The organism is Streptosporangium sp. NPDC000563, from assembly GCF_040299985.1.
GTDB lineage: Bacteria > Actinomycetota > Actinomycetes > Streptosporangiales > Streptosporangiaceae > Streptosporangium.
The window spans coordinates 141,124-161,532 of the sequence record NZ_JBEPDA010000006.1; the positions used below are offsets into that span (position 1 = coordinate 141,124).

Here is a 20,409-nt window from a genome sequence, read left to right on the forward strand (position 1 = left end):
ATGGGCAGGCCGACCTCCATCGGATCCGGGCCCTGCCCCGACTCTGCTGAATGTGCCACGGTTAGAAGAGTAAACGCGAGAGACATACGAGGTCACAACAGGCGTATAGCCATCGGGTCTCGTTGCCCCCGGGAGAACGGGAGCCTCCATTCTGCTGACCTGGCCGGATCCTGTCTCCTGTTTGCCGTGATCGGTCCTGTTCTCGCCGGCCACGAATACGCCTTGCGGGCTGCGATAGTCTTGCCCTATGCGTGCCGCGACCCTGCTTATCGGGCCGCATCGGCCTTCCCGTCCCTGAGCGCCCTGCCGATGCGGCTGCCCTCCGCGTGAGCGGGGGGTTTTTGCATTGGGCCGGACGGGTCGGACCATCCACGCAGGCATACCCCGAGGAAGATCGACGTGAGCGAGCGAGCCGACATGCAGAGCGACGAGCAGCACTATGACCCGCAGGTCCTGCAGGTCAAGTGGCAGCGCAGGTGGGAGGAACTGGATCCCTTCCGGGCCTCCGACGACCCCGCCGACCCGCGCGAGCGGCGCTACATGCTCGACATGTTCTCCTATCCCTCGGGCGACCTGCACATGGGGCACGCCGAGGTGTTCGCCCTGGGCGACGTCATCTCCCGCTACTGGGTCCAGCGCGGCTACAACGTGCTGCACCCCGTCGGCTGGGATTCCTTCGGCCTGCCCGCCGAGAACGCCGCGATCAAGCACAACGCGCACCCGGCGGAGTGGACCTACGCCAACATCGAGACCCAGGCCAACTCCTACCGGCGCTACGCGATCTCCTTCGACTGGTCCCGCCGTCTGCACACCAGCGACACCTCGTACTACAAATGGACCCAGTGGCTCTTCAACCGCTTCTTCGAGCGTGGCCTGGCCTACCGCAAGGGTGGCCTGGTCAACTGGTGCCCGAACGACCAGACCGTGCTCGCCAACGAGCAGGTCAAGGACGGCAGGTGCGAGCGCTGTGGCGCCGAGATCGTCCGTCGCGAGCTGACCCAGTGGTATTTCAAGATCACTGATTACGCCGACCGGCTGCTGGACGACATGTCCCTGCTGGAAGGCGGCTGGTCCGAGCGCGTGCTGACGATGCAGCGCAACTGGATCGGCCGCTCCGAGGGTGCCGACGTCGACTTCGTGATCGAGGGCCGGGACGAGCCGGTCACCGTCTACACCACCCGTCCCGACACCCTGTACGGCGCCACCTTCTTCGTGGTCGCCCCGGACGCGCCGCTGGCCGAGGAGATCGTCACCGACGACCGGCGTGAGGCGTTCGAGGCATACCGGGTCGAGGTGTCCAAGCTGTCCGACATCGACCGGCTGTCCACCGAGAAGGAGAAGACCGGCGTCTTCCTGGGCCGGTACGCGATCAACCCGGTCAACGGTGAGCGCATGCCGGTCTGGGCGGCCGACTACGTGCTGTCCGACTACGGCCACGGCGCCATCATGGCCGTGCCCGCCCACGACCAGCGCGACCTGGACTTCGCCCGTACCTTCGACCTGCCGGTACGGGTGGTCGTGCACACCGGTCTGGCCGATCCCGGCGAGACCGGTGTCGCCACCACCGGTGACGGCGCGATGGTCAACTCCGGCCCGCTGGACGGCCTGGCCAAGGCCGAGGCGATCCGGAAGATCATCGAGGTGCTGAGCGAGCGGGGCACCGGTCACTTCACGGTCAACTTCCGGCTGCGCGACTGGCTGCTGTCCCGCCAGCGCTTCTGGGGCTGCCCGATCCCGATCATCCACTGCGCCGACTGCGGCGAGGTCCCCGTCCCCGACGACCAGCTGCCCGTCACCCTGCCCGACATGCGTGGCGAGGCCCTGGCGCCCAAGGGCATCTCCCCGCTCGCCTCGGCCGAAGACTGGGTCAACGTCTCCTGCCCCAAGTGCGGCGGCCCGGCGAAGCGCGACACCGACACGATGGACACCTTCGTCGACTCCTCGTGGTACTTCCTGCGCTACGTCGACCCGGCCTACGACGAGGGGCCGTTCGACGTCGAGCGCGTGCGCAGGTGGGGTCCGATCGACCAGTACATCGGCGGCGTCGAGCACGCCGTGCTGCACCTGCTGTACGCCAGGTTCTTCACCAAGGTCCTGCACGACATGGGAATGGTCGACTTCGTCGAGCCCTTCACCCGTCTGCTGAACCAGGGGCAGGTCATCAACCAGGGCAAGGCGATGTCCAAGTCGCTGGGCAACGGCGTCGACCTGGGCCAGCAGATCGACGCCTACGGTGTCGACGCGGTCAGGCTGACCGTCGTCTTCGCCGGACCGCCCGAGGACGACATCGACTGGTCCGACGTCTCCCCGGCGGCCTCGCAGAAGTTCCTCGCCCGCGCGTTCCGCGTGATGGCGGAGGCCGGCGCGGCCTCCGCGCCCGGCGTCGACGTCACCGCGGGAGACCTGAACCTGCGCAAGGTCGTCCACCACACCATCGACGAGGTCACCAAGCTGGTCGAGTCGCACCGCTTCAACGTCGCGGTGGCCCGCATGATGGAGCTGACGAGCGCGGCACGCAAGGCCATCGACTCCGGCCCCGGAGCCGCCGACCCGGCGGTCAGGGAGGCCGCCGAGACCCTCGCGGTCATGCTGTCCCTGGTCGCGCCGTACGCGGCGGAGGAGGGCTGGGAGCGGCTGGGACACGCCGCCTCGGTCGCCACCGCGGGCTGGCCGGTGGCCGACCCGGCGCTGCTGGTCCAGGAGTCGGTCACCTGCGTCGTCCAGGTCGCGGGCAAGGTGCGCGACCGGCTGGAGGTCTCCCCGGAGATCTCCGAGGCGGACCTGGAGTCGCTGGCCCTGCGGTCGGAGAAGGTTCAGCCCTTCCTGTCCGGCACGCCGCGCAAGGTGATCGTCCGCGCGCCCAAGCTGGTCAACATCGTGCCGTAGTCGTCCCGCGTGCCCTCGGGCCGCGGACGACTGAGTGACCGTCGTGGCCGCGGACGTCTCGCGGGGTCGCTACGGACTCGGGGTGCCCTTGCGAGGGCACCCCGGGTGTCGCGCGTCAACTCGGCCGGCGTGTCCCCGTGACCACTTCGGGGGAGAACCCGTGCCGCTTCAAGCGGCGGGCCTCCATCTCGGCCTCGCCGGGTGGGTTTCCGTGCCCGCCGGCGAGAGATCTTCCCGGGGATGTCCCATCACCTGAGAACGCCGGATGGGGCCCGACATCAGATGTCGGGCCCCATCCGGCGTGTCGTTCTATGGCGTGTCGCACAGAAAGCCGGAGGCGCGTGATGCCGAGCTCGCGTAACCACGGTGTGGCTCGGTCCGGACCCGCGTGCCGGGTGACGCTCTCAGACGGCGACGCCTCCACGGGCCGGAGCCCGTGGAGAGCGGTGAGGAGCCTGCGTGGGACGCTCGCGTCAGAGCTTGCGGAGGACCGCGACGACCTTGCCGAGCACGGTGGCCTCGTCGCCGGGGATCGGGTCGTAGTTGGGGTTGTGCGGGACCAGCCAGACGTGGCCGTCTCTGCGCTTGAAGGTCTTGACCGTGGCCTCGCCGTCGATCATCGCGGCGACCACGTCGCCGTTGTCGGCGACCGGCTGCTGGCGCACGACCACCCAGTCACCGTTGGCGATGGCGGCCTCGATCATCGAGTCGCCGGTCACCTGGAGGAGGAAGAGCGTGCCCTCACCGACAAGCTGCCTGGGCAGGGCGAAGACGTCTTCGATGCTCTCCTCGGCGAGGATGGGGCCACCGGCGGCGATCTGACCGACGAGGGGCACATAGGCGGCGGTCGGACGGCTGACCGGAGTCTCGTCCTCGCCGGAGTCGGGGTCAACCCACAGCACGGGCTCGCCGGGAAGGCGGACCTCCAAGGCGCGGGGGCGGTGCGGATCACGCCGCAGGTAGCCCTTGCGCTGCAAAGCCGTCAACTGGTGCGACACGCTGGAGGTGCTGGTGAGCTGCACCGCTTCGCCGATCTCCCGCATGGACGGCGGATAGCCGCGCTGCTGCACGGAATCGCGGATCACCTCAAGGATCTTCCGCTGCCTGGGGGTGAGGCCAAGGGAGTCACGCCTTCGCACCGCCAGGTCGCTGGCGGCCGAACCGTTCTCGTTGTGCTGGCTCATACGAACTCCTCGCCTCCCGGTCTGTATTTAAGACGTCGCACACAGCGACCATACCTCGGCCGAAGATCATACTCAAACAATTGTTCGAATGTCCTCGAAATCGGCGACGCCGTGGTGTACAACATCGTACGGGAGTTTGATCGACATCGTGTTCGATTCACCGATCTTTCTTCGACATGTGTTCGGCCAGGTCGAGGGGATGGGGGGCCACCGTGAAACCGACCGCGACGACACCACGATCCAGGATCGCGCCGAGGTCCCGGGCGGCGCAGCGATCACCGGGAGCGCCGCGCCTGCGGCTCGTGCCGCCCCCGAGACCGGAGCCGGAGCCCGGTCCCGCGCCGGAGCCCGGGCGGAGGTCCGAGGCGAAGCAGGGGTGGGAGGCCGTGTGGGACTCGGTGCCGGTGTCGGGACCTGTGCCGAGGGCGCGCCTCGGCCGTGAGCCGGGGCGAAGGTCCGGGGGGGAGCCCGAGCGGGTCTTCGAGCGTGAGCCCGGGCGAGGATCCGGCCGTGAGGCTGCGCGAAGGTCCGGCCGCGAGATGAGACGGGAATCCGCTCGGGAGTCCGGGCGAAAGCGTGGGCGGGAGCCGGGGCGGGCCTCGCGTGAGTCCGAGCGAAAGCCCGGCGGGGCATCCGGGCGTGAGCCTGGGCGGAGTCCCGGACGCGAGGCGAGGCGGTCGCTCGGGCGTGGGCGGGGATGGAGCCCCGGCCGTGAGCGGGGACGGTGGTCCGGGCGTGATCCGGAACGGGGGGCCGGACGCGGGGCCGGGCCGAGGAGGGCGCCGCGATCGGCGACGGCATCCTCGGCGGGCACCCGTCGGCCGGGTGTCGGCCGGAAGGGAGCGGTTCGGCGGCCTCTTCGACTCACCCGGCGTGGAAGGATCGTCGTGGTGGCGGTGCTCGCACTGTTCAGCCTGGCGGTGCTCTGGATCGGCGGACGCATCGACATGGTCGCGGCGGACGAGCGGGCGGGCCTTGAGGGGCTGCCGCGGATCACGGTGCACGCGGACGACACGCTGTGGGAGATCGCGGACGCGTTGACGAAGGAGGCGGACACCGGCTCGGCGGTCCGTCGCATCATGGACCTCAACGGGCTGTCCGGCTCGGAGGTCCGGCCGGGGACCCGGCTCTATCTCCCGGAGGGCCTCGTCTCCGTGAGGTGAGGCCGGTCCGGGCTCCGGCGATCGGGCCGGGGCTCGTGGGACCGCTGCGGCGCCCGGCCGGCCTCCGGCGGGGCGGCCGGCGAGACGGGCGGGCCTCGTTCCGGCGGGGTGAGGCGGGTCGGCGGCGCGGGTGGGGCGAGGGGTGTGAGAGGGGATGCGAGGGACTCGTCCGACGGGTCGCCTGGGGCGACTGTGAGACGAGAGGCGTCCGGGGCGAGAGGGGTCTCGCATGGGTGGCGACACGCCGGGATGTGCGGGCTGATCAGCGACTTCGTGCCGCAAGGTCGTTTCAACTTGCGTTCATGGTCGAGCACTTCTACGGTTGGACCACAACATCTAGTGGCTGCATCGCAACACTTCACCACAGCTTGTGTTTCCATTACCGCATCTCGACTATTCAAGATGTGTGCGCGGGCGTCTGGCCGTGCGTGTCGTGGGTAGGTGAGGTGGGTCGGCCGCTTCGGTAGGTCAAGGAGGCGACACGCGTGCATTGTCCGTTCTGTCGCCATCTGGACACGCGAGTCATCGACAGCCGGGCCACCGAGGACGGCGGGGCGATCCGCCGCAGGCGCACGTGCTCGGAATGCGGGCGCAGGTTCACCACGCAGGAGACCGTTCTGCTCATGGTGAGCAAGCGCAGCGGTGTGACGGAGCCGTTTTTCAGGGACAAGGTGATCGCCGGGGTCCGGCGGGCGTGCCAGGGGCGGTCCGTCAGTGAGGATTCCCTGGCGCAACTGGGCCAGCGGGTCGAGGAGAGCATCCGGGCCACCGGATGCGCCGAGATCGCGGCCCACGAGGTCGGGCTGGCCATCCTGGGCCCGCTCCGCGAACTGGACGAGGTGGCGTACCTACGGTTCGCCTCCGTCTATCGCGGTTTCGAGACGCTGGCCGACTTCGAGGCGGAGATCGAGCGGCTCCGGGCGGAGCGCTCCACCAAGCAGGACTGATACAGACCCCGGGCGCCGGGGGTGATGCGGCGCGTTGGTGTGGTCCGATTCGAGGGTTCCACGGAGCCCCAGGAGGGGGAAGTCATGACGGAGACCGCCGGTGCGGTGACACGTGGAGGCAAGAGGCCACGTAAGGGTCTGAAGATGAAGCGCATCTTCACCACGCCAGGCGTGCATCCCTATGACGAGCTGGTCTGGGAGCGCCGTGACGTCGTCATGACCAACTGGCGCGACGGCTCGATCAACTTCGAGCAGCGCGGTGTCGAGTTCCCCCGGTCGTGGTCGGTCAACGCCGCCAACATCGTGACCACCAAGTACTTCCGCGGCGCGGTCGGCACCCCGCAGCGGGAGTGGAGCCTCAAGCAGCTGATCGACCGGGTGGTGGGCGTCTACACGCGTACGGCGGTCGAGCACGGTTACTTCGCCACCGACGAGGACGCCGAGATCTTCGACCACGAGCTCAAGCACGCCCTGGTCAACCAGGTCTTCAGCTTCAACTCGCCCGTCTGGTTCAACGTCGGCACCGCGTCACCGCAGCAGGTCAGCGCGTGCTTCATCCTGGCCGTCGACGACCAGATGGAGTCGATCCTCGACTGGTACAAGGAAGAGGGGGTGATCTTCAAGGGGGGTTCCGGCTCCGGCGTCAACCTCTCCAGGATCCGTTCCTCCAAGGAGCTGCTCTCCAGCGGGGGCACCGCCAGCGGCCCGGTCTCCTTCATGCGCGGCGCGGACGCCTCCGCGGGCACCATCAAGTCCGGGGGCGCCACCCGCCGCGCCGCCAAGATGGTCGTCCTCGACGTCGACCACCCCGACATCGAGGAGTTCGTCGAGACCAAGGCGCGCGAGGAGGACAAGATCCGCGCCCTCCGTGACGCCGGGTTCGACATGGACCTGGGCGGCAAGGACATCGTCTCCGTCCAGTACCAGAACGCCAACAACTCGGTGCGCGTCTCCGACGAGTTCATGCGCGCGGTGGAGAACGGTGAGGAGTTCGGCCTGCGTGCCCGCCTCACCGGCGAGGTCATCGAGAAGATCGACGCCAGAGAGCTGTTCCGCAAGATGGGCAAGGCCGCCTGGGAGTGCGCCGACCCCGGGGTCCAGTACGACGACACGATCAACGACTGGCACACCAGCCCGGAGACGGGTCGCATCACCGCCAGCAACCCCTGCTCGGAATACCTGCACCTGGACAACTCCTCGTGCAACCTGGCGAGCATCAACCTGCTGAAGTTCCTGAAGGACGACGACACCTTCGACATCGCGAACTTCGTGAAGATCACCGAGCTGGTCATCACCGCGATGGACGTCTCCATCACCTTCGCCGACTTCCCGACCGAGAAGATCGACCAGACCACCCGCGCCTACCGCCAGTTGGGCATCGGCTACGCCAACCTCGGCGCACTCCTCATGGCCACCGGCCACGCCTACGACTCCGACGGCGGCCGGGCGGTCGCCGGGGCCATCACCTCGCTGATGACCGGCGTCTCCTACCGCCGCAGCGCCGAACTCGCCGCGGTCGTGGGCCCCTACGACGGCTACGCCCGCAACGCCGACGCGCACAAGCGGGTCATGCGCAAGCACAACGACGCGAACGAGGCCCTGCGCACGGTCGACGAGATCGACGGTGCCATCCACCGCGAGGCCTCCAGCCAGTGGAGCGAGTGCCTCAGGCTCGGTGAGAAGAACGGTTACCGCAACGCCCAGGCATCGCTCCTCGCTCCGACCGGGACCATCGGCCTGATGATGGACTGCGACACCACCGGCATCGAGCCCGACCTCGCCCTGGTCAAGTTCAAGAAGCTCGTCGGCGGCGGCTCCATGCAGATCGTCAACCAGACGATTCCCCGCGCGCTGCGGCGGCTCGGCTACCAGGAGGAGCAGGTCGAGGCGATCGTCGAGTTCATCGCCGAGCACGGTCATGTCGTCGACGCCCCCGGCCTGCGGCGCGAGCACTACGAGGTGTTCGACTGCGCGATGGGCGAGCGTGCGATCGCGCCCATGGGCCACGTGCGCATGATGGCCGCGGCCCAGCCGTTCCTGTCCGGAGCCATCTCCAAGACGGTCAACCTTCCCGAGTCCGCGACGATCGAGGACATCGAGCAGGTCTACATGGAGGGCTGGAAGCTCGGTCTGAAGGCCCTGGCGGTCTACCGCGACAACTGCAAGGTCGGCCAGCCCCTCTCGGCCTCGGGCAAGAAGACCGAGGAGAAGGAGGAGCCCGCCGAGCCGGCGATCCAGGTCGTGGAGATCAGCCGCCCGACCCGCCGCCGGATGCCCAACCAGCGCCCCAGCACCACCACCCGCTTCACCGTGGGAGGCGCCAAGGGCTACATGACCGCCTCGTCCTATCCCGACGACGGCCTCGGTGAGGTCTTCCTGAAGATGTCCAAGCAGGGATCGACCCTCGCGGGCGTCATGGACGCGTTCTCGGTGGCCATCTCCATCGGCCTACAGTACGGGGTGCCGCTGGAGACGTACGTCGGCAAGTTCGTCAACATGCGCTTCGACCCGGCCGGTATGACCGACGACCCGGATGTCCGTATCGCCGCCTCGGTGATGGACTACATCTTCCGCCGTCTGGCCCTGGACCACCTGCCCTACGACGACCGCGCCGCCCTCGGGATCTTCTCCGCCTCCGAGCGCGCCGCGCAGCAGCGCGGTGAGGACCCGGCCCCGATCCACAGCGACGAGGTCATCGCCGAGCTCGCCACCTCGGCTCCTATCGAGGAGCCGCAGTCCCGCCCCGAGGCGGCACCCGCGGAGACCCCGCGCCGCACCGGCTCCCTGGAATCCCACCAGGGCCGCACCGCCGACGCGCCTCTCTGTATGACCTGCGGCACCAAGATGCGTCCCGCCGGCAGCTGCTACGTCTGCGAGGGCTGCGGCTCCACCAGCGGTTGCAGCTGATTCAGAGCTGATTCGGAGCAGAAAAGCAGCGCTGGGTAAGAAAGCCGAACCCGCGTAACGCCCACCGGAAAAAGGGGGGCCGGAGTCGACTCCGGCCCCCTTCTCTGTTCTCGGACGCTCTGGGACTGTGCAGTGAGAACACCGTGATCGCCCGTCGTTTTCCCGGCCGGTAGGGTCGCCGGGGACATCTTGCGGTTGAAGGGAACGTCTCATCGTGGATGCGGGCATCATCGGGCAGGCGATGGGGTTGTTCGCTGTAACCAACATCGACGACATTTTGATCTTGGCGTTGTTCTTCGCCCAGGGCGCCGGACGGCGCGGAGCCGCCGCGCGGGTGGTGGCCGGTCAGTATCTCGGCTTCCTGGGCATCTTGGCCGTGGCGGTGGCCGCGGCTTTCGGTGCCACCTTCCTCCCCGAGCCGGTCCTGCCCTACCTGGGCCTGCTCCCGCTGGTCTTGGGCGTCAAGGCGGGTCGGCAGGCGTGGAAGGCCCACCGCGATGGGCGCGACGGAGCCGGGGAGACGGCGGAGGAGCATGCCGGTGGGCCGAAGGTCCTGGAAGTGGCCGCGGTCACCTTCGCGAACGGCGGCGACAACATCGGCGTGTACGTCCCCGTCTTCGCCACCGCGGGCGTCGGCTCGATGGCCGTCTACGTCACCGTCTTTCTGACCTTGGTGGCCGTGTGGTGCCTTGCCGGGCGGTTCTTCGCCACTCGACCGATCGTCGCCAGGGCACTGAGCCGGTGGGGACACATTCTGCTGCCGGTCGTGCTGGTCGGGATCGGCCTGCTCATCCTGATCGAGGGCGGCGCCTTCGGCCTGTAGAGCTTCGTCACGAAGCGGCGCCTGTGGAGCGGCTGGGCACCGAAGGGAGATCGAGGCCGGTCCCCCTTCGGCGTTCTCAGGACGTCGCCCGCGAGGTTGACGGCGAACGAATCGCCTGATTTCTGCATCTCACCCATCGGATGACAGTCGCTATCAAGGCCGGTCCCGGTGATGGGGGACGGCCGATGGCGGGTACGTCTGAGCCGGGTGCTCACCGCCGACGGCCGAGTGACGGCACCGGCCTCTCACAGGCGGTAGACCCGGCGGGCGGTGGCGGCGAACACGTTCTGGACGGTCTGGGGGGACCGGCGGGCGAGGACCTCCTGCCAGGTGGAGACCAGGGTGGGAAGGTCGGTCCAGATCTTCTCGATCGGGAAGTTGCTGCCCCACATGCAGCGGTGGGAGCCGAAGGCCTCCAGGCAGGTGTCCGCGACCATCTCGATCAGCGAGCGGTCCACGCGGTGCACGAACGTGCCCTGACCGGTGAGCTTCACCACGACGTTGGGGCGCTCGGCCAGCAGCCTCAGGCCGCGTTTCCACTCCGCCACCCGGGACGCCCCGGACTCTTCGAGCATCCCCGCGTGGACCAGCACGAACGTGACGTCGGGGAAGTCGTCCACGAAACTCGCGGCGTCGGCCATCTGGTCGGTGAACACCTGGAGCTCGAACAGCCAGCCGAGATCGGCGAGCGAGGCGATGTTGCGCCGGAAGACGGGATCCTTCATGCGGTCGGGGGCGGAGGCGAAACGGAACTCGGGCCGCTCGTGCCAGTGCAGTTGCAGACGGGTTCCCCTCATGAGAGGGGTGAGCGCGGCCTGGCGGCGCATCACGTCGGCCGCGCCCTCGTCGAAGAGGTCCGCCGAGCCGATCACGGCCATCGGCCAGCCGGTCTCCGCGTGGGTGTCGCGCAACCAGCGCACCTCGTCCAGGCAGCGGTCGAGAGACCAGTTGGCCTGGACGTAGACCGAGGAGGTGATACCGCAGCCGGTGGCCTCCTCGACGTACTCCGACACCGGGTAGTCGCGGCGGATCGACTCGTAGGGACCGAAGATGCGCGGGATCATCTCCCCCTGGAGCCAGGGCAGGTCGGCGGCGCGCCAGATGTGGTGGTGCGCGTCGACGATCCCGGCGAGAGCCGGACTGGCGGTGGTGTCGTTCATCGAATACCTCCGGCGTGGGGACCTCCGGCTTCGGCCCCGGGGAGGGGACGCGGGACCGTGAGGCATGTCATGGACGGGTTCCCGTGGGGCGTGGGATGGGCCACCGCCTGGCCGCCGCGCCCCGGGGGCCGGACAGGACCGCGGGGAGGCGGCGGACCTCCGCGAGAGCGGTGGGCAGGTCGCGCACGCCGCCGAGGTGGTCCAGGTGGGGGAGCTGGGCGGCCATGGCGCGCGTGACCGGGCTGTAGTCGGGGGAGCACGCCAGCGGTGACCACCAGACGAGCCGGTGGCCCAGGCGGGACAGGCGGGCGGTCGCGCGGACCATGGGGACGTGGTCGCCGCGTTCGAGCCCGTCGGAGAGCACGATCACGAGAGCGCCCCTCGCGAGCGCCACGAACCGGGGGACTCCCAGGAACTCGTGCAGCGCCGCCCCGATCGCGGTGCCGCCGTCGGCGTCGGTGACCAGCTCGGACACCGCGCGCAGCGCCCGGCCGGGGTGGGGGTGTGACAGCACGGAGGTGATCCGGGTGAGCCGGGTGCCGAAGGTGAAGACCTCGGTACGGGCCGGCGCCGCGCGCAGGGCCGTGTGCGCCAGACGGAGCAGGTCGGGGGTGTGTCGCCGCAGCGAGCCCGAGACGTCGACCAGGATGAGCAGGCGGCGCGGACGCGGGGGGCGGGCACGCAGGCGCAGCTCGATGATCTCCCCGTCGTGGCGGCGCGCCCGACGCCAGGTGTGCCGCATGTCCAGCCGGTCGCCGGAACGCGCCGGACGCCGCCGCCTGGACGGGGTCGGGGGCAGTGCGGCGGGCCAGGCTGCCTCCAGTGCGCGGACGACCGAGCGCCACCGGTCGTCGGCCGCGTCGAAGTCCCGCCTGCCGTACGTGCTGAGCGTGCTGGCCTCGACGCCGTCACCGGGCAGCACCTCTCGCGGGGCGGGGTCGTCCTCGCCCGGCCCCTGGAGGGAGGGGGACTCGCTCTCCCCCGCCGGGGGTGGCGGTACGGCGTCAGGAGGGCCGCCCTGCCGGAACCACGCGGTGAAGACCCGGTCGAAGGCGGCGAGCTCGCCGATGTCGTGCAGCAGGGTGATCCGGGCGTACCAGTACAGGGCGGTCAGGTCACGCGGTGGTGACGCGCCGACAATCCGCAGCAGGTCGGCCTGTTTCGGCAGCGCGGTGGTCACGCCGGCGGCGCGCAGCGAGGACAGGAATCCCCACAGATGACGCGCGGCGAGGGCGCCGGGCTCGGAGTCGTCGTACGGCTCCCTTGACGGGACGGCGGCTGTGGGGAGAACGGCTTCGGAGCCTGGGGACGGGCTTCCCGCGACGGCGGCGGGATCAGACATCGCCGAACAGCTCCTCCGCGTGCCCGGCGAGCAGCCGGGTGTCCTCCTCGTCCTTGATGAGCAGGCCGAGGGCACGGCGCAGCGCCACGGGCCACGGGCTGCCGCCCTCGGCGAGGGTCACCGCCCCCCTGGCCCACTCCACGGACTCGGCGATACCGGGCCGTTTGAGCAGGGGCAGCCCGCGCACCCGCTGGACGGCGCGTACCAGCCCTTCGGCCGCCGTCTCCTCCAGGCCGGGTACGGCCGCGCGCAGGATCGCCCGCTCGCGGTCGACCTCGGGGAAGGCGATCCAGTGGTAGAGGCATCGCCGTTTGAGGGCGTCGTGCAGCTCGCGGGTCCGGTTGGAGGTGAGCACCACGATCGGGGGCGTGCGCGCCCGGATGGTTCCCAGCTCGGGGACGGTGATCTGGAAGTCGCCCAGGAACTCCAGCAGGAACGCCTCGAACTCACTGTCGGCGCGGTCGATCTCGTCGATGAGCAGGACCGCGCCGCGATCCGACTCCAGGGCGCGCAGCAGTGGCCGTCGCAACAGGAACTCCTCGCGGTAGAGGTCGCCGACCTCCTGGCCGCGACTCTCCGCCACCCGGACATGCAGGAGTTGCTTGGGATAGTCCCATTCGTACAGTGCCTGTCCGGCGTCCAGTCCCTCGAAGCACTGAAGCCGGATGAGTTCCCGGCCGACGACGCGCGAGAGCACCGCGGCGACCTCGGTCTTCCCGACTCCCGGTTCTCCCTCGAGCAGCAGCGGCCGGTCCAGCCGTAGCGCCAGGTGGACGGCGGTGCGAAGACCCTCGTCGGCGAAGTACCCCTCCCGTTCGAGCGCGGCGGCGAGCGCGTGCTCGTCCGGCGGGCAGGTCGCTGCCGCCCCTCCGTCCGTCGCCTCTCCGCCGTGCGCCGCCCCTCCGCCGGCCGCCGGGGAGGACCCGGCCGCCGAGGAGGACTTGTCGGCGGGGAAGGCCCCATCGGCCACCGGGAAGGACCCACCGGGCGCGGAGGGGAACCCGCCGGACACCGGGGACGCCCCGCCGGACATCACAGCTGGGCGTGCTCGGTCGTGAGCAGGTGGACCCGCTGGGTGGTGTGCGCGGCGGCGTCGGCCGCGGCGGCCTTGCCGTGCTCGGAGCCGAACGCGGCGGCGCGGGCGTCCTCGTCGTCGAAGTAGAGCTCGTTCACCGAGTCGAACGGCGCGTCATCGCCGTTGCTGACGCTCACCGTGTACTTGCGCAGCCCGGGAAGCTTCTTGGCGAACTCGACGTGGTCCTCCACGACCCACTTCGCGAACTCCTCGTGGGACAGGTGCTCCGCGCGCTTGAGCAGCGAGACGACTTTCAGCATGGTTATCGGTTCCTTCGGATCGGGTGGGTGTTCCGGGTGTTCAGGTGCCCTCGTGCGAGGGCACCTCGTGCGGGGCGTCTCGCGCGAGGGCGTCCAGCCCGCGCAGGACGCGTTCGGGGGTGAAGGGCATCGCCGTGATACGCACGCCGCAGGCGTCGTAGATGGCGTTGGCGATGGCGGGGATCGGCGCGTTGGCGGTCATCTCGCCGATGCCCTTGGCGCCGTAGGGGCCGTTGCCGGCGGGGCGTTCCAGGAACAGGCTGTGCTGTACGGGGATGTCGGCCGGGCCCGGCATGAGGTAGTCGGCGAAGTCGCGGGGCCCGTGGTCGCGCCGCGGGTAGTAGGGCTCGGTGGTCTCGAACAGGGCGTGCGACACGCCCATCCAGGCACCGCCCTCGACCTGCTGGGTCGCCATGGCCGGGTTGAGTGCGCGGCCGATCTCGTAGGCGTTGTACAACTCCAGCACCTCGACCACCCCGGTCTCGTCGTCCACCTCGACGACGGCGACCGTGCACGCGTGCGCCTGGCACGAGTCGGGGTCCATCTCTCCCGTCTCGGGCACCGGCACGCTCGGCTCCTTGAGGAAGATGCCGCGCCCGGAGATCGTACGGCCGTGCTTGAAGTGCGCGGCCATGGCCAGCTCGGTGATGTGGATGCTCGGCTCGTCGGAGCCCTTGAGCTTGATGACGCCGGTGCCGTCGGTCTCCAGGTCTCCGGCGTCGACCTCCAGCTCCTCGGCGGCGACCTCCAGCATCACGCCGCGCGCCTCGGCCGCCGCCATGATGACGGCGTTGCCGACGCGATGGGTGCCCCGGCTGGCGAAGGTGCCCATGCAGTGCGGGCCCGTGTCGGTGTCGGCGGTGTTGACCAGGACGTTCTCGATCGGCAGGCCGAGCGTCTCGGCCGCGCACTGCGCGGCGATCGTCTTGATGCCCTGGCCGAGGTCCACCGAGGAGAGCGTGATCACGAAGGTGCCCGTGGTCGTGGAGTGGATCAGCGCCTGTGAGGGGTCGCCGCCGAGGTTCATGCCGGTCGGGTAGTTCACCGACGCGTATCCGCGTCCGCGCAGCCTGGCCATGGCCTACAGCCCCTCTCGTGTCGTCGAGGACATCCGGCGGTACGCCTCGGGCAGTTCGTGCCCGGACATCTCCGCGGCCTTCTGGATCACTTCGACCAGCGCCGTGCCCTCGGCGACCTTGCGGTGGGCCTTGAGGTCGCCGTCGCGGTAGGCGTTGAGCAGCCGCAGCCGCAGCGGGTCCATCGAGAGGGCCCTCGCGATCCGGTCCATCTGCGACTCCAGTGCGAAGTCGCCGATGGTCACGCCGAACCCGCGCATCGCGCTGGAGGGCGTGCGGTTGGTGAACACGCAGTGGCAGTCGGCCCACACGTTCGGGATCGAGTACGGTCCCGGCAGGTGGGCCGCGGCCTTGGTGGTGCCGTACGGGGTGTGCCGCGCGTAGGCGCCCGAGTCGACGTACAACGTGACCTTGCGGCCGATGATCCGGCCGTCGCCCATCACGGCGTCCTTGATGTAGATGCGTTCGGCGGCGCGCGGCGAGGAGACCTGCATCTCCTCGTACCTGCCGTAGACGAACTTGACCGGGCGGCCGGTCGTCATGGCGGCCACGCACGCGACCGGCTCGACGACGACGTCGACCTTGCCGCCGAAGCCTCCGCCGACCGTCCCGCCGACGATGCGCAGCTTGTTGAACGGGGTCTGGAGGATGAGCGCGGTGTTGTCGAGGGTGAAGAAGCACGCCTGGGTGTCGGAGTGGATGCGCAACCGGCCGTCGGCCTGCGGGACCACCACGCAGCCGGTGGTCTCGGTGGGAGCCTGCTCGATCGGCGCGGACTCGTAGCGCCACTCGAAGATGTGGTCGGCCTGCGCGAACGCCTTCTCCACGTCGCCGAACCGGATCCGTCGGCAGTGGTGTCCCTCGTACGTGAAGAAGTTGCGGCCGTGGTACTCGTTGACCAGTGGCGCCCCCTCCGCCAGAGCCTCCTCGACGTCGAAGACCGCGGGCAGGTCCTCGTAGTCGACCCTGATCCTGGCCACCCCCTCCAGGGCCGCGGCCTCGGACTCGGCGACCACCGCGCAGATCGGCTCGCCGAGGTAGCGGACCTTGTCCACGGCGAGGATCGGCTCGTCGTCCGGCCCGACGCCGATCAGCTTCAGCGGGGTGTAGAGGTTGTTCGGGATGTCGGCGTGGGTGAGGATCCGGGTGACGCCGGGCACCTCGAGGGCGGCGGTCAGGTCGACGCCCCTGATCCTGGCGTGGTGGCGGGCCGAACGGTGCATCTTCAGGTGCAGCATCCCCGGCGGGGCGACGTCCTCGAAGAACTCGGTCCTGCCGGTGACGTGCCCCAGCGCGTCGGAGCGCTGGACGACCGAGCCGATGACGGTGAAGTCGTCCTCGCGCTCGGCGGCGAACGAGTCCTTGTCGATGGGGGCGAGCCGGTAGGTCATCGCGACACCTTCTCTTCCCGCGACACCGTCTCCTCCGAGGCCGGCACCGGCTTGGGGGATTCTCCGCGCCTGCGTCTGGCCGCGTCCAGGATGGCGATCATGATGGGCTGGTAGCCGGTGCACCGGCAGACGTTGCCCGAGATCGCCTCGGCCACGTCCTCCTGACTCGGGTCCGGGTCGCGGTCCAGCAGGGCCTCGGCGACCATGATCATGCCCGCCGTGCAGAAGCCGCACTGGGTGGCGAAGTTGTCGACGAAGGCGCTCTGCACCTCGTCGAGGTCTCCGCCCGCGGCCACCCCCTCAAGGGTGCGGACCGAGGCCCCCGAGACCGTTTCCACGGCGATCAGGCACGCCGTCACCGGCCGGTCGTCGACGAGCACGGTGCAGGTGCCGCAGCTTCCCTGCGCACAGCCGCGCTTGGCCGCGGTGAGCCCCAGCGAGTCGCGCAGGACCGCCAGGAGTGTGGTGCCCGGTTTGGCGATGAACTCCCGGGGCTCGCCGTTGACGACGAGCGAGACGATCTGTGACGACATTGTCCGGCCCTTTCTGGGGGTGGGCGGGCTTTTCATGAGGTGAGGGGTGTCTGGTGGACGCGGCGGGACCGCTAGCCGGTGAAGGCCCGGCGGAGGTGCACGGGCAGGACACGCGCCCGGTACCAGGCGCTGGCGTAGGCGTCGTCGAAGGGCGCCGCGTCGGAGCGGGCGGCCTCTCCGGCCTCGGTCAGGACCTCGGGGCTCAGCGGGCGGCCCAGCAGCAGCCGCTCGGCCGATACCGCGCGTACCGGGCGCGGGGCGACACCGCCGAGGGCGATCACGGTCGAGGTCACCACGCCGTCCTCGGTCCGCGTCACGGACGCGACGGTCACGATGGAGGCCGAGTTCAGTCTGCGGCGCATGGCCTTGTGGTAGTACCAGGTTCCCGGTTCCGGCAGTGCGGTCACCACCGCCGTGACGAACTCGCCGTGGTCGACTCCCGAGGCGAGCACGTCGGCCACCGGGGCCTCGCGCCGCCCGCCGGGACCCGCGATCTCGCACACCGCGCCGAGGGCGAGCAGGCAGACGGCGAGGTCGCCGTACGGCTGCTCGACGAACAGGTTGCCGCCCACGGTCGCCAGGTTGCGGATCGTGGGGGAGGCGATGCTGCGCATCGCCGGGCGCAGGAAACCGAGGCCGGGATGCTCCTCGACGGAGGACAGGGGGGCCGCCGCGCCGATCCTGGCCTGGCCGTCGCGGACCTCGATCCCCGAGAGCCCGGCCCGGCGCAGGCTGATCAGCTCGCCTCCGGGCGCGGCTCCGCCGGTGACCAGCGGCATCACCACGGTGCCGCCGCCCATGATCTGGCCGCCCCTCGCCGAGTGGACCGCCACGGCCTCCGCGGACTCGGGCACGTGGACTGCCTGGATCATCATGTCCGGCCCCCTGCGTTACGAATGGGTTAATTATCGATAATTGATTATCGGCACCGTAAGCTGGGTGTCACCCCGGAGTCAAGAGGAGATCGATGAGCGAGAATCGATGCTCGGTAGGATGCGCTCCATGACCGAGGAGCCCTCCAAGCTGCCGAGGCTGACGTTGTCGCGGCAGATCCGCGACTCACTGGTCAGCCGGATCATCTCCGGCCGGCTCGGACCCGGTGAGCGCCTGGTGGAGACGCGTCTCGCGGCGACGTACGGCACGAGCCAGGCCCCGGTCCGCGAGGCGCTGCGCGAGCTGGAGGTCATGCGGCTGGTGGAGACCCAGCCACGCAGGGGCACCTTCGTACGCCCCTTCGTCCACGAGACGCTCAGGGAGAGCTACGTCGTGCGGGCCGCGCTGGAGGAGACGGCGATCCGCCTGGCCCTGCTCGCCGGGACCGTCCCGCTGGAGGCGCTCGCATCGGACGTGGAGGCGATGCGCGTCGCCGCCGCGGAAGGCGACGGCGAGGCGTCCGCGCGAGCGAGCGTGTCCTTCCACCGGCGCATCGTCGAGGCCTCTCGCAACGAGCTGCTCAGGCTCTCCTGGGAAGGGCTGCAGATCGAGGCGCGCACCTCGGTCACGATGCTCGCGACCGGCGTGAACCTCGACGAGATCGCCCGCGACCACGCCGAACTGCTCGCGGTGATCGAGCGCGGCGACCTGGAGACGGCCTGCAAGCACGCCCGCGACCACCAGTGGCACTACGCCGACCTCCCGCACGACGCCCACGGCCGGGTCCGCGACACCGCCGCCGGTTGAGTCACCGCGCGGGTGGACACGCGGGGAAAGCCCTCGTCCGGGGCGAAGGTACCGACCGGTCCGAACGGGGGAAACGAAGAAAGACCCGCCGTGGCGGGTCTTTCGCGAGGAGGCCTGACGTGGGGTCGTCCGACGGTGACGGGGGTCAGGCGGCGGACGTGGGACCGCTCGTCCGTGGAAAACGCAGGACGTTGCGGCCCGTGTAGGCGCTGAGGTCGACGACCTTGGCATCACCGGTCGCGCCACGGCGTGTCACGGAACGAATGTCCCTGATCTTCAGCCGCGCGACATATGGTGGCACGACCACAAGTCTCTTCATTGAGCCCCCCGGCGTGATGGTTCCGTTATGAGAAGTATCTACAGATCGCCGCATAAGGCTGCCGTAAAGACCAGGTCAACAGGGGTGCCCTGAGGGAGGCCGCGGATCCTCACCCGGGGTGCGGGCGGGGCGGCACCGGATGATCCGAGTGGGTCGACGCATGATCCGCCCCCTTCCCCGGCTCGCCGTGCTCCGCGTCCTGTGACACCGATCCGCCGGACGCTCGCGCGTCCGGCTCGCACGGGCAACCGTGCGAGCCAAACCTAGTGCGCCCCACCCCTCCCGATCAACCGTTTTGGCTACGCAGGGTCCCTGGAACCACACGTGTGGTGACGACGATCCGGTTCCACGCGTTGATCGTCGAGATCGTCACGACCAGCGCGGCCAGCACCTCGGGCTCGTAGTGCCTGGCGGCCTCCTCCCACACCGCGTCCGGCACCCTCTCACCGTGGACGGCGAGCAGGGTGGCCTCCTCGGCCAGGGCGAGGGCCGCCCGCTCGGCGTCACTGAAGAAGGGCGCCTCCCGCCAGGCCACCACGGAGAACAGCCGCTCGTCACTCTCCCCGGCCGCCTTCGCGTCATGGGCGTGCATGTCGACGCAGAAGGCGCAGCCGTTGATCTGGCTGACCCGTATCTTGACCAGTTCCCTCGTGGTGTGGGGCAGCCCGCTGCCGGCCAGGTATTTCTCCAGCCCCTGCATGGCCCGGTAGGCCTCGGGGGCGAGTTCGCCGATGTTCATCCGCTGCTTCATCGGACACTCCTTAGTTTCTCCGGGTTTCTCACGATGTCGATCCCGGTGATCCGGCCCTCGGAGACGGTCAGCCCGTAGACGGAGAGCCCGTCTCCCGACGTTCGCAACAGCCCGGCCCGGCCGTTGACCGTGGTCACGGCCAGCCGGTCGGCGCGGCCGATCCTCCTGGCGATGCCGAGCAGGAAGCGGGCGACCCGCTCGGAGCCGTGGACAGGACGCCTCGCCGCCCCCACCACCCCGCCGCCGTCGCTGCGCAGCACCACGTCGGGGTCGAGCAGCGCCATCAGCGCGTCGATGTCACCGTCGATGTCACCGTCGCCGTCCCCGCCTCGGATGACCCGCGCGAACGCCTCGACCACCCTGCGGTGCTCGGCCTCGTCGACCTCGAAGCGGGGCGCCCGCGCCGCGACGTGCCCGCGGGCACGGGCGGCGAGCTGCCGGCACGCGGCGGCCGAGCGCCCGACCGCGCGCGCGACCTCCCCGAACGGCAGCCCGAACACGTCGTGCAGGACGAAGGCGGTGCGTTCGGCGGGGCTGAGCGACTCCAGCACCACCAGCATCGCCATGCTCATCGACTCGTCCAGGGTCACCCTGTCGGCGGGGTCGCCCTCGCCGACCACCGGCTCCGGCAGCCACGGCCCGACATACTCCTCGCGCCGTACGCGCGCCGAACGCAGTACGTCCAGCGCGAGTCTCGATACTGTGACCACCAGCCAGCCCGTCACGTCGCCGATCTCCGAACGCTCCGCCCTGCCCAGCCGGAACCAGGCGTCCTGGACCACGTCCTCGGCCTCGTCGACGCTGCCGAGCAGGCCGTAGGCCACGCCGACCAGCCGTGGCCGGATGGCATCGAACTCTGCCGCGAGAGCTTCGTCACCGTTCACGTAAGGAGGACGAGACATGTCCCGAGTC

General features: G+C 69.9%; 18 protein-coding genes. 6 read left to right on the plus strand and 12 right to left on the minus strand.

Annotation, left to right across the window (positions count from 1 at the left end; genetic code table 11):
- Nucleotides 1-417: 417 nt before the first annotated feature.
- Nucleotides 418-2,886, plus strand: a complete 2,469-nt coding sequence (leuS, locus tag ABT352_RS17750) for a leucine--tRNA ligase (protein WP_350946108.1) — start codon at nucleotides 418-420, stop codon at nucleotides 2,884-2,886.
- Between the two features lie 473 nt (nucleotides 2,887-3,359).
- Here the strand turns inward: leuS and lexA are convergent, their stop codons facing one another.
- Nucleotides 3,360-4,070, minus strand: coding sequence for a transcriptional repressor LexA (lexA, locus tag ABT352_RS17755; RefSeq protein ID WP_350945914.1), 711 nt, complete (start codon nucleotides 4,068-4,070; stop codon nucleotides 3,360-3,362).
- An 890-nt stretch (nucleotides 4,071-4,960) separates the two neighbouring features.
- On the opposite strand from lexA, the gene ABT352_RS17760 reads away from it, so the two are divergent.
- The 4 genes from ABT352_RS17760 (at nucleotide 4,961) to ABT352_RS17775 (ending at nucleotide 9,910) form a co-directional block, all read left to right on the plus strand.
- Nucleotides 4,961-5,233 carry a LysM peptidoglycan-binding domain-containing protein gene (locus ABT352_RS17760; protein WP_350945915.1) on the plus strand — a complete coding sequence of 91 codons (273 nt, stop codon included), beginning with the start codon at nucleotides 4,961-4,963 and terminating at the stop codon, nucleotides 5,231-5,233.
- Nucleotides 5,234-5,718: 485 nt separating this feature from the next.
- Nucleotides 5,719-6,180 (plus strand): transcriptional regulator NrdR, encoded by a 462-nt coding sequence (gene nrdR, locus ABT352_RS17765; RefSeq protein ID WP_350945916.1) that lies wholly within the window; start codon nucleotides 5,719-5,721, stop codon nucleotides 6,178-6,180.
- 84 nt (nucleotides 6,181-6,264) lie between these two features.
- Nucleotides 6,265-9,087, plus strand: a complete 2,823-nt coding sequence (locus ABT352_RS17770; protein ID WP_350945917.1) for a vitamin B12-dependent ribonucleotide reductase — start codon at nucleotides 6,265-6,267, stop codon at nucleotides 9,085-9,087.
- 214 nt (nucleotides 9,088-9,301) lie between these two features.
- Nucleotides 9,302-9,910 (plus strand): cadmium resistance transporter, encoded by a 609-nt coding sequence (locus ABT352_RS17775; RefSeq protein WP_502992870.1) that lies wholly within the window; start codon nucleotides 9,302-9,304, stop codon nucleotides 9,908-9,910.
- 245 nt (nucleotides 9,911-10,155) lie between these two features.
- Here the strand turns inward: ABT352_RS17775 and ABT352_RS17780 are convergent, their stop codons facing one another.
- The 8 genes from ABT352_RS17780 to ABT352_RS17815 all read right to left on the minus strand — a co-directional run bounded on the left by ABT352_RS17780 (nucleotide 10,156) and on the right by ABT352_RS17815 (nucleotide 17,622).
- Nucleotides 10,156-11,070 carry an amidohydrolase family protein gene (locus ABT352_RS17780; RefSeq protein WP_350945918.1) on the minus strand — a complete coding sequence of 305 codons (915 nt, stop codon included), beginning with the start codon at nucleotides 11,068-11,070 and terminating at the stop codon, nucleotides 10,156-10,158.
- Between the two features lie 67 nt (nucleotides 11,071-11,137).
- Nucleotides 11,138-12,412, minus strand: a complete 1,275-nt coding sequence (locus ABT352_RS17785) for a vWA domain-containing protein (protein WP_350945919.1) — start codon at nucleotides 12,410-12,412, stop codon at nucleotides 11,138-11,140.
- The gene (locus tag ABT352_RS17790) at nucleotides 12,405-13,424 is read right to left on the minus strand and encodes an AAA family ATPase (RefSeq protein WP_350945920.1); all 1,020 of its coding nucleotides are present in this window, start codon (nucleotides 13,422-13,424) and stop codon (nucleotides 12,405-12,407) included. The genes ABT352_RS17785 and ABT352_RS17790 overlap by 8 nt, the downstream gene beginning before the upstream one ends.
- A 20-nt stretch (nucleotides 13,425-13,444) precedes the next feature.
- Nucleotides 13,445-13,747 carry an EthD family reductase gene (locus ABT352_RS17795; RefSeq protein ID WP_350945921.1) on the minus strand — a complete coding sequence of 101 codons (303 nt, stop codon included), beginning with the start codon at nucleotides 13,745-13,747 and terminating at the stop codon, nucleotides 13,445-13,447.
- 40 nt (nucleotides 13,748-13,787) lie between these two features.
- Nucleotides 13,788-14,825 carry a xanthine dehydrogenase family protein molybdopterin-binding subunit gene (locus ABT352_RS17800; RefSeq protein ID WP_350945922.1) on the minus strand — a complete coding sequence of 346 codons (1,038 nt, stop codon included), beginning with the start codon at nucleotides 14,823-14,825 and terminating at the stop codon, nucleotides 13,788-13,790.
- A 3-nt stretch (nucleotides 14,826-14,828) separates the two neighbouring features.
- Nucleotides 14,829-16,214, minus strand: coding sequence for a xanthine dehydrogenase family protein molybdopterin-binding subunit (locus ABT352_RS17805; protein WP_350945923.1), 1,386 nt, complete (start codon nucleotides 16,212-16,214; stop codon nucleotides 14,829-14,831).
- Nucleotides 16,211-16,747 (minus strand): (2Fe-2S)-binding protein, encoded by a 537-nt coding sequence (locus ABT352_RS17810; RefSeq protein WP_350945924.1) that lies wholly within the window; start codon nucleotides 16,745-16,747, stop codon nucleotides 16,211-16,213. The genes ABT352_RS17805 and ABT352_RS17810 overlap by 4 nt, the downstream gene beginning before the upstream one ends.
- 71 nt (nucleotides 16,748-16,818) lie before the next feature.
- Nucleotides 16,819-17,622 (minus strand): FAD binding domain-containing protein, encoded by an 804-nt coding sequence (locus ABT352_RS17815; protein WP_350945925.1) that lies wholly within the window; start codon nucleotides 17,620-17,622, stop codon nucleotides 16,819-16,821.
- A 127-nt stretch (nucleotides 17,623-17,749) separates the two neighbouring features.
- Between ABT352_RS17815 and ABT352_RS17820 the strand changes: the two genes are divergently transcribed.
- On the plus strand, nucleotides 17,750-18,427 hold the full coding sequence (locus ABT352_RS17820) for a GntR family transcriptional regulator (protein WP_350945926.1): 678 nt from the start codon (nucleotides 17,750-17,752) through the stop codon (nucleotides 18,425-18,427).
- A 145-nt stretch (nucleotides 18,428-18,572) separates the two neighbouring features.
- Here the strand turns inward: ABT352_RS17820 and ABT352_RS17825 are convergent, their stop codons facing one another.
- The 3 genes from ABT352_RS17825 to sigJ form a co-directional block, all read right to left on the minus strand.
- On the minus strand, nucleotides 18,573-18,746 hold the full coding sequence (locus ABT352_RS17825; RefSeq protein ID WP_350945927.1) for a hypothetical protein: 174 nt from the start codon (nucleotides 18,744-18,746) through the stop codon (nucleotides 18,573-18,575).
- Between the two features lie 286 nt (nucleotides 18,747-19,032).
- Nucleotides 19,033-19,497 (minus strand): carboxymuconolactone decarboxylase family protein, encoded by a 465-nt coding sequence (locus ABT352_RS17830; RefSeq protein ID WP_350945928.1) that lies wholly within the window; start codon nucleotides 19,495-19,497, stop codon nucleotides 19,033-19,035.
- Nucleotides 19,494-20,399 (minus strand): RNA polymerase sigma factor SigJ, encoded by a 906-nt coding sequence (gene sigJ, locus ABT352_RS17835; RefSeq protein ID WP_350945929.1) that lies wholly within the window; start codon nucleotides 20,397-20,399, stop codon nucleotides 19,494-19,496. The genes ABT352_RS17830 and sigJ overlap by 4 nt, the downstream gene beginning before the upstream one ends.
- Nucleotides 20,400-20,409: the final 10 nt, after the last annotated feature.

Excerpts from the sequence above, each read along its gene's own strand:
- leuS (WP_350946108.1), top strand. The coding sequence starts at position 418 with ATGCAGAGCGACGAGCAGCACTATGACCCGCAGGTCCTGCAGGTCAAG.
- lexA (WP_350945914.1), bottom strand. The coding sequence starts at position 4,070 with ATGAGCCAGCACAACGAGAACGGTTCGGCCGCCAGCGACCTGGCGGTG.
- ABT352_RS17770 (WP_350945917.1), top strand. The coding sequence starts at position 6,265 with ATGACGGAGACCGCCGGTGCGGTGACACGTGGAGGCAAGAGGCCACGT.
- ABT352_RS17780 (WP_350945918.1), bottom strand. The coding sequence starts at position 11,070 with ATGAACGACACCACCGCCAGTCCGGCTCTCGCCGGGATCGTCGACGCG.
- ABT352_RS17785 (WP_350945919.1), bottom strand. The coding sequence starts at position 12,412 with ATGTCTGATCCCGCCGCCGTCGCGGGAAGCCCGTCCCCAGGCTCCGAA.
- ABT352_RS17795 (WP_350945921.1), bottom strand. The coding sequence starts at position 13,747 with ATGCTGAAAGTCGTCTCGCTGCTCAAGCGCGCGGAGCACCTGTCCCAC.
- ABT352_RS17800 (WP_350945922.1), bottom strand. The coding sequence starts at position 14,825 with ATGGCCAGGCTGCGCGGACGCGGATACGCGTCGGTGAACTACCCGACC.
- ABT352_RS17805 (WP_350945923.1), bottom strand. The coding sequence starts at position 16,214 with ATGACCTACCGGCTCGCCCCCATCGACAAGGACTCGTTCGCCGCCGAG.
- ABT352_RS17810 (WP_350945924.1), bottom strand. The coding sequence starts at position 16,747 with ATGTCGTCACAGATCGTCTCGCTCGTCGTCAACGGCGAGCCCCGGGAG.
- ABT352_RS17815 (WP_350945925.1), bottom strand. The coding sequence starts at position 17,622 with ATGATGATCCAGGCAGTCCACGTGCCCGAGTCCGCGGAGGCCGTGGCG.
- ABT352_RS17820 (WP_350945926.1), top strand. The coding sequence starts at position 17,750 with ATGACCGAGGAGCCCTCCAAGCTGCCGAGGCTGACGTTGTCGCGGCAG.
- ABT352_RS17825 (WP_350945927.1), bottom strand. The coding sequence starts at position 18,746 with ATGAAGAGACTTGTGGTCGTGCCACCATATGTCGCGCGGCTGAAGATC.
- ABT352_RS17830 (WP_350945928.1), bottom strand. The coding sequence starts at position 19,497 with ATGAAGCAGCGGATGAACATCGGCGAACTCGCCCCCGAGGCCTACCGG.
- sigJ (WP_350945929.1), bottom strand. The coding sequence starts at position 20,399 with ATGTCTCGTCCTCCTTACGTGAACGGTGACGAAGCTCTCGCGGCAGAG.